This window comes from Hylemonella gracilis, from assembly GCF_004328645.1.
In the GTDB taxonomy this organism is placed as follows: Bacteria; Pseudomonadota; Gammaproteobacteria; order Burkholderiales; family Burkholderiaceae_C; genus Hylemonella; species Hylemonella gracilis_B.
This window is the reverse complement of the sequence record NZ_CP031395.1, coordinates 1,591,449-1,604,125: the sequence shown is the minus strand read 5'-3', so window position 1 is coordinate 1,604,125 and position 12,677 is coordinate 1,591,449. Positions and strand designations below refer to the sequence as shown.

The 12,677-nt window shown below is 56.4% G+C and carries 13 protein-coding genes and 1 pseudogene; 7 read left to right on the top strand and 7 right to left on the bottom strand.

What is annotated here, in order from left to right; translation table 11 throughout:
- Window positions 1–703 precede the first annotated feature (703 nt).
- Window positions 704–2,362, top strand: a complete 1,659-nt coding sequence (locus DW355_RS07585; protein WP_131278943.1) for an ATP-dependent nuclease — start codon at window positions 704–706, stop codon at window positions 2,360–2,362.
- Between the two features lie 165 nt (window positions 2,363–2,527).
- On the opposite strand, the gene DW355_RS07580 is transcribed toward DW355_RS07585, so the two are convergent.
- From DW355_RS07580 to DW355_RS07550, 6 genes and pseudogenes are all read right to left on the bottom strand, one after another.
- The gene (locus tag DW355_RS07580) at window positions 2,528–2,956 is read right to left on the bottom strand and encodes a helix-turn-helix domain-containing protein (RefSeq protein ID WP_131278941.1); all 429 of its coding nucleotides are present in this window, start codon (window positions 2,954–2,956) and stop codon (window positions 2,528–2,530) included.
- A gap of 251 nt (window positions 2,957–3,207) precedes the next feature.
- Window positions 3,208–3,330 (bottom strand): annotated as a pseudogene (locus DW355_RS07575) (transposase); the annotation flags it as partial.
- Window positions 3,331–3,680: 350 nt separating this feature from the next.
- Entirely contained in the window at window positions 3,681–5,414 is a 1,734-nt protein-coding gene (locus tag DW355_RS07565) for a methyl-accepting chemotaxis protein (RefSeq protein WP_131278936.1), read from the bottom strand.
- 30 nt (window positions 5,415–5,444) lie between these two features.
- Complete coding sequence (locus DW355_RS07560) at window positions 5,445–5,954, bottom strand: chemotaxis protein CheW (RefSeq protein ID WP_131278934.1); 510 nt, start codon at window positions 5,952–5,954, stop codon at window positions 5,445–5,447.
- On the bottom strand, window positions 5,951–6,334 hold the full coding sequence (locus DW355_RS07555; protein ID WP_131278932.1) for a response regulator: 384 nt from the start codon (window positions 6,332–6,334) through the stop codon (window positions 5,951–5,953). The genes DW355_RS07560 and DW355_RS07555 overlap by 4 nt, the downstream gene beginning before the upstream one ends.
- An 871-nt stretch (window positions 6,335–7,205) precedes the next feature.
- Window positions 7,206–7,784, bottom strand: a complete 579-nt coding sequence (locus tag DW355_RS07550; RefSeq protein ID WP_131278930.1) for a TetR/AcrR family transcriptional regulator — start codon at window positions 7,782–7,784, stop codon at window positions 7,206–7,208.
- 285 nt (window positions 7,785–8,069) lie between these two features.
- Here DW355_RS07550 and DW355_RS07545 point away from each other — a divergent pair, with 285 nt between their 5' ends.
- A complete protein-coding gene (locus DW355_RS07545; RefSeq protein ID WP_131282462.1) occupies window positions 8,070–9,200 on the top strand; it encodes an alpha/beta fold hydrolase in 1,131 nt (376 codons plus the stop codon).
- A 116-nt stretch (window positions 9,201–9,316) separates the two neighbouring features.
- Window positions 9,317–9,610 carry a LysR substrate-binding domain-containing protein gene (locus DW355_RS18545; protein ID WP_431733219.1) on the top strand — a complete coding sequence of 98 codons (294 nt, stop codon included), beginning with the start codon at window positions 9,317–9,319 and terminating at the stop codon, window positions 9,608–9,610.
- An 81-nt stretch (window positions 9,611–9,691) separates the two neighbouring features.
- Here the strand turns inward: DW355_RS18545 and DW355_RS07535 are convergent, their stop codons facing one another.
- Window positions 9,692–10,138 carry a winged helix-turn-helix transcriptional regulator gene (locus tag DW355_RS07535; RefSeq protein ID WP_131278928.1) on the bottom strand — a complete coding sequence of 149 codons (447 nt, stop codon included), beginning with the start codon at window positions 10,136–10,138 and terminating at the stop codon, window positions 9,692–9,694.
- A 136-nt stretch (window positions 10,139–10,274) separates the two neighbouring features.
- Between DW355_RS07535 and DW355_RS07530 the strand changes: the two genes are divergently transcribed.
- The 4 genes from DW355_RS07530 (at window position 10,275) to DW355_RS07515 (ending at window position 12,549) form a co-directional block, all read left to right on the top strand.
- A complete protein-coding gene (locus DW355_RS07530; protein ID WP_165493145.1) occupies window positions 10,275–10,736 on the top strand; it encodes a putative quinol monooxygenase in 462 nt (153 codons plus the stop codon).
- A 70-nt stretch (window positions 10,737–10,806) separates the two neighbouring features.
- The gene (locus DW355_RS07525; protein WP_207388098.1) at window positions 10,807–11,211 is read left to right on the top strand and encodes an MAPEG family protein; all 405 of its coding nucleotides are present in this window, start codon (window positions 10,807–10,809) and stop codon (window positions 11,209–11,211) included.
- Between the two features lie 181 nt (window positions 11,212–11,392).
- Window positions 11,393–11,872 (top strand): MarR family winged helix-turn-helix transcriptional regulator, encoded by a 480-nt coding sequence (locus DW355_RS07520; protein ID WP_131278924.1) that lies wholly within the window; start codon window positions 11,393–11,395, stop codon window positions 11,870–11,872.
- A gap of 2 nt (window positions 11,873–11,874) precedes the next feature.
- A complete protein-coding gene (locus DW355_RS07515) occupies window positions 11,875–12,549 on the top strand; it encodes a GNAT family N-acetyltransferase (RefSeq protein ID WP_131278922.1) in 675 nt (224 codons plus the stop codon).
- Window positions 12,550–12,677 lie beyond the last annotated feature (128 nt).

Genomic DNA, 12,677 nt, shown 5'->3' with positions numbered 1-12,677 from the left:
AGTTTTGCGACCGATCGTGCAAAGAGGCGCGGGAGGTACAGGAGGATATCGTTCAGAACGCACACTATTCTTAAGGCGAGCGAACGACGGGTCATTGATCGGTGAAGATCGCCTGTTTAGTGTAGGGGCCGCGCTGTGGATAGTTCCAATAGTCGGGTCACAAACATACTGGTATCGATGGCCGCTAGAAACCCGTGATTGAATCGCCCCGAGTTCAGTAGCGTCTTTGCTGTCAAAGTTGTTTTCGACTTTTCAACGATCACTCTTGAAATCGACGGGGCACCAGGCCGCGCCAATGCTAGAGCTTAGTTATCGACTTTAATTGCTCAGGACATCGGTGAACCGAGCAATTAAAGTCGATAACAGGTAAATAAAGTCGATAACAAAGGCCTAGGTTTTATGCGGCCTGGCGGAGAGGCGACGGTTTTCTGCAGAAGTCGATAACAGCCATCCAGCATTGGCGCGGCTTAGCGGGTGTTTATGACGCCTGCTGGACAGCAGGCTCAGGGGAAGGATTTCGGGTCAATAGCCAGCGGCGGGCAGTAATCGCGCGTTACATGTGGGGTCAAGTCCGGCCGCAATCGCTACCGCCTGGCCCTTGTCCAAAGCCATGTCGGCTACAGGCTGGTTGCAGTCATCGATTGACGACCGGTTTCGGGTAAGCTAGACAGTGCACCTTCCGGCGTCACAAGCCCAGCAATCCATGGACTTCACGATAGAACGCTTCAAGAACATTGAGCAGGTTCAACTATCTGTTGACGGCATTGATCTCCTGGTTGGCGGCAACAACGCCGGGAAGAGTTCGATTCTTCAAGCGCTTCAGTTTGGTGTTTCCGCCGCGCAGACCGCTGCTATACAGGGGGGTGCCTGGGTTGGAAACCGTCTTTCCACCTCTATCGGCCAATCTGACCTCGTCTATGCGCCAATCAAGGACGTTCTTTCGCTCGCTCGAAATGGCAAGTTAAGGGAACGAGAGGATGAAGCAATTCAGATTACGTACAAGGACGGCGACGACGCATGCCGAGTGACCGTCCGCAAGGGACGGAACAAAAACATACTTATTGAGGTCGTCGGCCGAACACTTGGTACTAGGCTGCAGTCTGTCACCGAACCATACTCAGCATTAGTCACTGGGTTGGCTGGAATTCCAGCCGAAGAACGGTTTGAAGCCAACATAGTGGTTCGGAAGGCTGCCGCCAAGGGTGACTCAAACTCAGTCTTCAGGAACATCTTGCTACAGCTGAGCCAAGCGCCGGAGAAATGGGCTGCATTTCAGCAGCAAATTGAGATGCTGTTCCCCGGCTACGCAATCCAGGTTAGCTACGACCCGAATATAGATGAGGTAATTAACTGCCATGTTGAGCGCGGTGCTACGCAGTACCCAATCGACACCTGCGGGACGGGTGTACTGCAGGCTATCCAGATCTTTGCGTACGTCAACCTCTTTGCACCCCGCCTCCTACTGCTTGACGAACCTGATAGCCATTTGCATCCAAACAACCAAAAGTTGCTCGCCGGTGCCTTAGCCAACATAGCCGAACGTGGCACCAAGATCGTGTTGTGTAGCCACAGTAAGCACATCATTGCAGCTCTCGCTGACGCGGCGCGGTTTGTCTGGCTGAGGGATGGTCGACAAGAGGTAGAAACTGACAAGTACGAAGTACAGGCGCTAGTGGAGATCGGAGCGCTCAATGCTGGAGAGCGTCTTGGCAACCCGACTCACATTTTTCTCACGGAGGATGCGAGTCACGACATTCTGGAACTACTTCTGGAGGCCAGTGGCTACGACCTCGAGCAGTGCGAGATCATGTCCTACTCAGGTTGCACCCAGATTGCTACCGCAACTGCGCTGATATCGCACCTTCGCCGGACTGCGCCGAACGCGCGGTATGTGCTTCACCGTGACCGGGATTTTCTGCCAGCCGATCAACTTGCGGAATTCAGCGCCAAATTTGCACGAATGCAGGTGAGTGCATTCCTCCCGACGGGGAATGACTTGGAGTCTTTCTTTCTCACACGCGAACATTTGGCGGCAACTTGCGCAGTCACAGTAGAAGTTGCGGACGAGGTACTTAGTGCGGCATTCAATACCCGTCGAGCAGAGCTAACCGCCAAGTACGTGAACACCGTTGTTGAAAACCAGCGTCGGGCTGGGGAGCGTCCTAACTCTGGAGAGATTGCCGTCGAGTGCGCAAATCTGTTGACTGGTCCGCACTCACCAGCTGCTCACGGAAAGGTACTTTTGAAGGCGGTAAGGGACGAGTTGAGGAACCGCGGAATTGCTGATCGCCTCCTTTCCCTGTCTGATCACATTCGTATAGCTGAGCTTGTTGCACTCCACGCCAATGTCGGTGCAGCCTAACCCGCAGATTAGACAAAGCTCAACGGCAAAACACCGGACCCGCTCACCTCAACCGTGGAACAGCTGCTTTCAGGCATCAAGTTCTACGGTGTGAGAGGCCGCTCCCGCTGCACAGCCGCCCTCCACCACCGAAGTTCAGGTCAGGATTTTCTCGCCGAGGGTGGCCTATTCGATCTCAGCCAATCTCTCTGCTGCGCCTCGTCTCCCCAGTTTTCTGACCTCTGCGATGCGCTCAAGTTGACTTGCCCTAGGCTTAGTTGTTCCCTTCTCCCAGTGGTAGACGGTTTGAAGAGAAACGTTGAGAATTTTCCCCATATCTGCTGCTGACAGACCTAGCTTTTTGCGCAGTGTCGCAAATCCAGCGGCACGAAATCGTAGCTTCGGGCTTTCATTCGACGCTTCATCGACGGAAGAGGGCTTACTCTTGCCAAGGCGAACAATCTTCTTTTCTTGTGCAGCCAGTTCTCGTTTGAGTTTGGCTATGTCACTACGGTAGTGTGCTACAGCCTTTTTCAGGCTTTGAACTTCTGAACGTATCTCTTTTCGAGCAAGACGTGTTATTTCTGATTTCAGAAGACTTGTAATATTTGCCATGTCAATCCTATTGGCTGTAGTTCAAACAATATACATAAACAGAGGTGATTGAACTCTAGCCGCGCACACAATTCTGAAATTAATCTGCCCGGTGGGCTAACCGCTTTCGACCCAGAGCGGCCCTTTGTCCGCGAACCCCAAAGCGGTCATTCAGTGCCCATGGTGGTGGATACGTCCGAATGGTCACGATGCAGACGCCTTGCGCTCGGCGATGAGATGCGTCAAAAACGCCTCGACTTCGCTGGCGCCCATCTCCACAGGTAGTAGCTCGCCTCCGAGAAGCCATGCCGTCGGCACAGCTCGGCCACCGCCAGGCCCGATTCCGCTTCCCGCAGGAAGCCAATGATCTGCTCTTCCGTGAATCTCTTCTTCATGTCCAATCTCCTGTCGTTTGGGATTGGACTCCAAGCTCAGCTGCTACTCAATTTCGGGGGGACGTCGGGAATTCAACAGTGTCATCTATGCCAATGTAGGTGAAGCGGTTGATCACTGCATCAAGCCGAGCGGCACAAAGCGCTCGGCTTGAATGAAGCACCGAATCAGAGCCAAAAGCGACGGCATTCCCGGTGAAATAAAAGTGGTTTGATTGGGCATCAATCAGTGAATCACCGGTGATGATAATCACTCGTCACTCCGCTAGGCTGACCGAAGTTCATGAGTGACTCGGTCCAGCCTATGGTCTGCAAAACTCAAGAATCGATGCTACAGAGAGCATGGGCATGATTCAGAACACCCCCCAATCGTCTGTGCCTGTCTTTGCTTCGATTCGGGCAGGTTCCTTATGGGCGGAGACCATGTGAGGTTGCATACGTGCCACATTGTTTGCGCGTTCCGGCGAACGCCGCGTCGGCAAGGTGACAGCGTTTGCACGCGTGGTTTTAGGGGCGAGCGTCACAACATTGCTGTTCTTTTCGTCGAGCTTGAAGACGGCCACGGCTTGTACCAGCTCTTGGGACTGATTCTTGAGACTGCTGGCAGCCGCAGCCATCTCTTCCACCAGCGCCGCGTTCTGCTGCGTGGCCTGGTCCATCTGCGTCACGGCCTCGCCCACCTGCGACACGCCAGCACTCTGTTCGACGCTAGCGGCGCTGATCTCACTCATGATGTCAGTGACGCGCTTGATGCTGCCCACGATCTCGTTCATGGTGCTGCCGGCCTGATCGGCCAGTGCGCTGCCTTGCTCCACTCGGCTGACGCTGTCGGTGATCAAGGTCTTGATCTCCTTGGCCGCGTCCGCGCTGCGCCCTGCCAGATTGCGCACTTCGCTAGCCACCACGGCGAAACCTCGGCCCTGCTCGCCGGCCCGCGCGGCTTCCACCGCCGCGTTCAGCGCCAGGATATTGGTCTGAAAAGCGATGCCGTCGATCACGCCGATGATGTCAGCGATCTTCTTCGAGCTGTCGCTGATGCCCTTCATTGTGCTCACCACCTGAGTCACCACTTCACCCCCTTGCACGGCCACGATGCTGGCGCTCTGGGCCAGTTGGTTGGCCTGGCGGGCATTGTCGGCGTTCTGCTTAACGGTGGAGGACAGCTCTTCCATGCTGGCGGCAGTCTCTTCGAGCGCGCTGGCCTGGCTTTCGGTGCGCGCGCTCAGATCCTGATTGCCCTGGGCAATCTCGGCACTGGCGTTGGAGACCGATTCGCTGCTTTGGCGTACGTTGTAAACGATGCGCGACAAAGACGCTTGCATCTCGCCCAGTGAAGCCAGCAAAGGGCTGAATTCGTCATGTGCATCATCTTGCACAGAATAAGCCAGATCTCCGTCGCGAACGTGATCCGCCACAGCTTGCGATGTCTTGGTGCGCCGCTGCAGCAAGGCGGCGATGTACCAGGACAAGGCGAAGAGGGCGATGGCCACGGCGATGGACAGAAGCACCAGTTCGAGCCGGATCGTCTCGGACTGACTTTCAACTTCGCTCAGTTCTCTGTCCAATTGCTCGACCTGCCTGATTTTCTCGGTATCCAGAACCTTGAGCAGTTCATTGCGAACAGGAATGGTTTTCTGAACCAGAAAATCGAAGGCTTCGTCTTTTCGCCCATCCTGGATCAGCTTGATGTTCTCAGTTCCAATCTGCCAGAAACGCTGCACCAGCGGCGTCATCTTGTTGAACGCCTCACGCCCAGCGGGAGTGAAGATTCCCGCTTCGAAGGCCTTGAGGGCCTCGTCGATCTTTGTCTTTTTTTCTCCGATATCGGCCAGCGTCGCCGCCAGGTCCGCAGGTGTCCGAACCAAGATCGAATGACGAATCTGAAGTGACACACGGGTGACGTTCAGTTCCACCGAGGCGATATGCATCAGTTGTGGAACGCGCTGTGTTGCGGTTTTATCAGCCAATTCCGCCACCTTGCTCAAGGACAGCCAGGACGTCAAGGCAACGCCTGCTAAAGCAAGAATCAAAACGATCGAAGCCAGATAGAGACGCTTCGAAATACCGAAATTTGAAAAGATGTTCATGATTTTTCTCCTTGCATTCTCTGAAAGTTATTACTGAATACTTTGGCGTTCCGCCAGACCCATTTCCGCACTGTCCATGACACACTCGATGTCGAGCAGAATCAGCATTCGGTCGTTTACCGTACCCAGTGCCAGCACGGAACCCGAATCGATCGCACCGGAAAATTCAGGTGCTGGGCGCATCTGATCCGCTGTCAGGGTGATCACGTCGGATACACCGTCGACCACAATGCCGACCACTTTGTGGCCAATGTTGAGCACAATGACCACGGTGAATACGTCGTACTTCACCTCCGGAAGTCCGAACTGGATGCGCATGTCGACAATGGGAACGATCACGCCGCGCAGGTTCACCACGCCCAGGATTTGGGCCGGTGCATTGACGATGTGCGTGGGCTGCTCGTAGGAACGGATTTCCTGCACACGCAAGATGTCAACGCCATATTCCTCGTCGCCGAGCTTGAAGGCCAGGAATTCGCGAATGGATGTGGGTGCATCGATGTTGGCGCGCTGCGGCACGGGACTCAGGACGGTGCTCATGGGGCTCTCCGGGTAGTTGTTGGATCGGACAGACGGCGCAGTTGCTCCAGCAACTGCTCGAACTCGGTGGATTTGTCGAAGAACCAGCCGGCGCCGGCCCGCAGGCAGCGCTGGCGGTTGTAGTCCGTGGCGTCGTTGGTCAGCACGGCGATCTTCAGATCCTTGTTCTTGCTCTTGAACTGCGGGATCAGGGGGACGGAGTCACCGTCAGGCAAGTGCAGATCCAGCACTATCAGTGCCGGTTGCATTTCCGTGAACAGCCGCTGTGCTTGCACGCGATCCAAAGCGGCTATCACCTGGTTGACGCCAAGGATGGTCCCAATCTGCCGTGCGAGGCGGATACGGATAAGTTCGGAATGTTCGACGACCAGAATCTTCATGGCCGTCATGGTGCCGACACGAGACGCTGCGCGCCATCAGACTCGACCGGTTCGTTTGTCAGAATCGGATGGGACGGGTAAGACGATTCCTACCTTGGCTGCGCGGGCCGCAGCCCGCAAATGGTGGAGTGCTGCTCAACCAAACTTGCCACGCTGCAGTGGCATACCGCACCAATTCGACCCTTCCCCGCAGCGGCAGGGCAGGTTGAAAGTGACAGCTCCGGAGCCGCCCGATTGCATCAAACTTAAATCACTTGTGTAGAAATATCTGGCTACACATCCGAGAATCAACCTCGACCCTCGGCTTTCCGCATCACGGATGAACGAGGTGCTGACATTGCATCGGTCAGCGTGTCAGGGTGGATTTCCATGCCAATTGGAGTGAGCCCCTCGGCCTGGACCATGGGGCTCATTAGAACTAGGCCGCCTGCTGAGCGAGTTCAGATTCGAATTCGTTGGGCGACCGGTATCGACCCCGACGCATCGGCGAGCAACAGCGCGTCGCCGGCATACTCACCGTGCATGACCTGGCATTAAGCGATCCAGCATTGATCCGGCGTCGTTGGGGTGTCGTACTGGAACGTACCGTGCGCGAGCTGTAGGGATTCCTCTACATCGCGCTCGATGATGCGCCGGTACCCAAAAAAGCAGCGATCACGTGCACGCGCAGTTTCGACAGGCCTGTGCAGCAGCTAGTCGGACTGATCGAGGCTGACGCGCCTGATGTAGGTGGGCTCGATCTCGTCCGTCCGCAGGTACTTCTTCACCATGTTGCGAGCTAGGCCAGTACGCCTGGAGATCTCGCAGATGAACACCTGTTCTCGCAGTGCTCACCGTCAGATTTCAGCGGGATTCCACACATTGGGCCTGATCACCCCTCTGACGCAGCCCTCCGGACACAAACATCCGCCAGAGCCTCGAATATGGCCGGCGTGCGCTCCAGACGGGCAATCGTTCGCGCGCCTTCGACTGCGGCCACCAATGCGGCAGCGGTAGTGGATGCGCGCGCTGGCGCGAACCCGCACCCTCTGAAATGCTCCGCGACAACCTCGGTCGAATCGGCGAATCCGCGCGCGACCCGTTTAGTCAGCTCAGCATCGAGCGCAGGCAGCTCATTCGCCAGGTTTTGCATCAGACATCCATACTGGAAATCAGAGGCGACCATTTCGGCGGCGAATGTGCTGAAGATCTGGCGCACGAAATTCAGAGCATCACCCATCGTATTCGACGAGATATTGCGCAATACAGCAATCCTGACCGCAACGTATTGGTCGATCGCTTCTTCCGCAAGCTGTGCCTTGCCGCGTGGAAAGTGAAAGTAGAACGATCCCTTAGGCGCGCCACTCTCTTTAAGGATCTCGGTCAATCCAGTCGCTGTATAGCCCTGGATGCGAAAAAGTCGCTCGGCGGTGGCAATCGCGCGTGAGCGGGCGTCAGTCTTACGCGGCATGCCGTGAACTTAACACAGAGCGCTTGACCGTTCTATGGTGATCGCCATACAATGGCGATCACCATAGAACGAAAAACCCACCGTCATCAAGCCCTCAGCCAAGAAATCATGAATCTTCCATTCAGTCCCAAGCCATCGGTGTCCCGAAGAACCGTCTTAGCGATGAGCGCCGCCAGCCTGATTGCGGCGACATTGCAGCCCGCCAGCGCAACCCCCACAGGAGAATCCGTTTTGACCACATCAACCTATCCCGAGGGGGCTCTTCCCAAGGGAGTCCGCTCGCGCATGATCCATGGGGTCAACGGCCTCGATGTCCATGTTCTCGAGGCTGGTCACGAGAGCCCTGACCGACCGCTCGCGCTGCTTCTGCACGGCTTTCCGGACTTGGCGTACGGTTGGCGACATCTGATTCCAATCTTGGCTGACGCCGGCTACCACGTCGTGGCGCCCGACCAGCGGGGTTTTGGTCGCACCACCGGTTGGGACGGCAGCTATGACGCTCAGCTAGGGTCTTTCAGTCTCTTGAACATGACGAGAGACGCACTCGGACTGGTTTCGGCCTTGGGATATCGGCGTACGGCAATGCTTGTTGGGCACGACTTCGGTTCGCCCGTAGCGGCTTATTGCGCGCTGGCCCGACCTGACATGTTTCCCTCGGTGGTGCTGATGAGCGCACCGTTTCCTGGTACACCGGCTTTTCCGTTCAACATTGCAGATAGCCAAGCGTCGCCGGTGCAACCGAATACTGGAAATCAAAAATTGGCGGCCGCGCTGGCAGCGCTCGATCCGCCGCGCATGCACTACCAACAGTACTTGAGCACACGGGAGGCCAACGCTGACTTGTGGCACCCCCCACAAGGTTTACATGCATTTCTCCGCGCATTTTTCCATGTGAAGAGCGCAGATTGGCCGGGGAACAAGCCGCATCCCTTGAAGGCGCCCACCCCTGCGGAACTTGCGCAATTGCCGACCTACTACGTCATGGAATTGGGCAAAACGATGTCCCAGACCGTGGCGCCATTTCACCCTTCCGCCGCAGAGATCTTGGCCTGCAAATGGCTGACCGAACCTGAACTTGATGTGTACACGACGGAATATGGCCGCACAGGATTTCAAGGCGCCTTGCAGGCTTATCGTGTCTTTACCGACCCTGCCCTAAACGCTGAACTGCGTCTATTTTCGGGCAAGACGATCGATGTCCCTTCGCTCTTCATCGGCGGAAAGAGTGACTGGGCCAACTATGTGTCACCCGGCGCGATCGACCTCATGAAGACCAAGGCAACGACACAGATGAGCGGCGTCGAACTCATCGACGAGGCAGGTCACTGGATCCAACAGGAGCAGCCCGCTCGACTAGGAAACCTTCTGCTCGCCTTCATGAAAGATGCAAGCAGAGCGGATCGTAACAAGGGTTAAATCGAAGGATGACCACCGCCTGATGGTCTAGTCGGCCAAGTCGCGAGGCTTGACGGTGTAGATTTGCCTCATATCGCGCCGCTAGCAGATCTACACATGCTTGAATTCTCAAAACTGTGAGAACAACCTCCTCCTGCGAACCGAGGACAGTCAAATTGAGGCTCAGAGGTGTCTATTGGAACCGGGGTAATTCAAGTGAAGTAGTCCGCGCGGCCGTGCTCGCAGGACAAGGTTTGGGACTTTCCACGACGTTCCTGTTCGAGGAAGAAATGGCCCGCGGAGAGGCGCAGCTCTTGCTAGCAGACTGGGCAGTTCAAGAACTCCTTTTGCATCTGGTAAGTCCGCTGCAACGGCGACACTCGGCGAAAGTCCGCGCGCTCGGCGATCTGGTTGCAGCTGCCGGACTTTAATTTTTTGCGCATAGAAGGTGCAAATACGTCCGGGACTCAGCGGTTCACCACGTCGAGGTACGTTCCGGGTCTCGGGAGGCTCTATCTGAACTTCGCGACGAACTGGTACTCGGCTGCCAACATTTCCTGCCCGGTTACCTGATCGGCAAGAAAAGGCTTCGCCTTCTTGCCTGTCTTGACGTTCTTCAAGTGGACCAGGTCTCCCTCCGGACAGAAGTGCTTGTTCCCCCATTCCAGCATCGTCCATAGAACGGGCAGGAAATCGCGACCACGTTCCGTCAGGATGTATTCGTAACGCTCGGGCCGTGTGCTGTACAGACGGCGCTCGAAGATGCCGTTCTCAACGAGTTCTTTCAGCCGCCGCGTCAGCGTGTTCGGAGCGATCTCTCCGAGTCCCTGCTGGAACTCATCGAAGCGCTTGGCCCCATAAAACGCCTCGCGGATGATGAGCATGCTCCACCATTCGCCGACCCTCTCAAGGCCGCGGGCAATGGGGCACTGCGTTTCCAAAAAGCTTTTGTGTTTCATGCCCTTACCTCCTGAAGACCACCAGTCCTTGGTGGGCATCCGCATTAAGTTACTTGCATGATAGTAGTCTTTTTACTATCATCATGATAGTGACATGGTTAAGCATGCTCACACGCAAACCTTTTTGGAGAAACCAATGAGCTTGAAACAAATGATTCTCGCGGCCACCCTTTCGGCCGGCTCTCTCTTGGGCGCTGGCCAAGCCTTCGCGGCCGATGCTCCCCCGGACATCAAGGAAAGCCCGAACGGTGAAATAGCGGTTGTTGCCACCCTCGAGGTGAAATCAGGCTCCGAAGCCGATTTTGAAAAGATCTCGCGCATGTCCATCATGTGCAGCCGCCTAGAACCTGGAAATGTGAGCTTCACCATTCACAAGGCGCTGGACACCAGCAAGCCGACCTACGTCATGTATGAGGTCTGGAGAACCAAGGCAGCGCTGCAAAGCCACTTTTTCCAGCCGTACACCCAGGCGCTCTTCGGTGCGTTCAAGCAGCATCTTTCGGCGCCGCCCGCGATGAGCTTCATCGCCGAGTTGACTCCGGCACCTCGCTCCAAGCCGGCTCAGACAGACCCGAAGGTTTTGGCGGAATGCCGTTGAGCTGAGGTATTGGGCAGGCAGTCATCCGATCGAAGAGCATTGATGCCGAAGCCTGTCTGAAATTATTGGCATGACGCCCCTCAAGATGCCACTTCCGATTTCACTGACCTTTGCAGCCATTTTTTCGCTCATTAATTTGTGGCTAGCCTATCGGTGCGTGCGGATCCGCCTCAACGGACCCGGTGGAGTTGGAGATCTCGGCATACCTGAGCTGCAGGAGAGGATGCGGGCTCATGCCAATTTCGTGGAATACACACCCTTTGTGCTCATTCTGCTGGTTTTGATCGAGTACGCCGGTGGATCTGGCTATTGGCTGGAAGGGCTTGGAAGCACCTATGTAATTGGGCGAGTCGTTCATGCGCTAGGAATGGAGCGACCCAAGTTCACTATGCAATTCCTCGGGTCATTCATCACTTGGAGCGTGCTTCTCGCTTTGGCCAGTTGGGCGCTGTGGATCGTGGCCAGATCACGCTAGATCAACCACTGCCTTTGAATTTTCCGCCCCGAGGGCCGCGTTTTTTCCTTGAACCAAGAACGGCCCGGCCGCTAATTAATGCGTCTAGCAAGCTCGTGGCCATCCACCTCGCCCGATACCGTGATTGACGTCATTTCTCGATTTATATATCATGATATATATTAAATTGAGAGGAGCCTTTGTGATCGAAGACGTCGTCAAGGAACTCGGACATTTGAGCCTAGGAACGCGCTTGAAGCGTATTGGCGAGACGCTACAGGCGCAGACACAAGCTGTGCTCGCAGCGCACGGCTTCGATCAGCCAGCAGCCCACTTTCCGCTGCTCGCGGCACTGGACCGACTGGGCGCGTTGAGCGTGGGTGATCTCGGTCAGGCAGTTGGTGTCAGCCAACCCGTCGTCACGCGTTCATTGGGTGGACTGGAGAACAATGGCCTTGTGCAGTCCGAAACGAGTGAGGATGACCGGCGGGTGCGCCGCGTAGGCCTGAGCCGCAAGGGACGTGCCCTTGTACAGCGCGCCAAGGGCGTGGCTTGGCCGGCCATCGAAACCTCCGTAGCTCATGCCTGTTCTGGTCTGAAAGGTGATCTGCTTACCCAGCTCGCCGCGCTCGAGAAGGCGCTGGCAGAGAGATCATTGCTGCAACGGGTAGAGGAGACATGAGCATGCTTGACCTCGACCGTCCCGTTTGGGCCAGCCTGCGAGATCAGCCGCACTGGAGCCTGGGTGATGAGCGCGCGCGGCGGTTCCAGCCCGACATCAACCGCTTTGCAGCGACACCCGACGAAAGCCCCGATAGCTTGGCGGCGCTGGCCGCACTGGTGCAACCAGGCGACGACAGCGTCTATTTGGCGCAGGTTCCACCGATCGTGGTGCCACTCGGCTTGGAAATAGTGAAGGCCGCATCAGGCGTGCAGATGGTTGCGACACGTCGACTGCATACGGATGACGACATTCAGGTGCTTGGCGACGCGGATGCGGCCGAGATGCTCGCCCTTGCAAGATTGACCGAGCCAGGTCCCTTCCTTGCACGGACACACACGATGGGTCGCTTCATCGGCGTACGCATCGATGGTCGGCTGGCCGCGATGGCGGGAGAGCGCATGCGCTTTACTGGGCATGTCGAAGTCAGCGGCGTCTGCACCCATCCCGACTTCCGAGGCCGCGGGTTGGCACGGCGACTATCGGCCGCAGCGGCGGCGGACATCCAGCGCCATGGGGGTTTACCGTTCCTGCACGCATGGGCGACAAACACTGCCGCGATCACTCTATACGAGAGCTTGGGGTTCGAAATTCGGGCAACGGTGAATATTGCAGTGCTCCGACACGAACCGGTGTGAGGGCATGCGTATGCACAGCACCGCTGAACGCTTGAATCATGCGATCCAGGTGCACAGGCCTGCTCGCAATACAGTGAAGAAGTGCCTGCGGTCGAATCAGACCGAACTCGCCTATACACAAGGCGGGT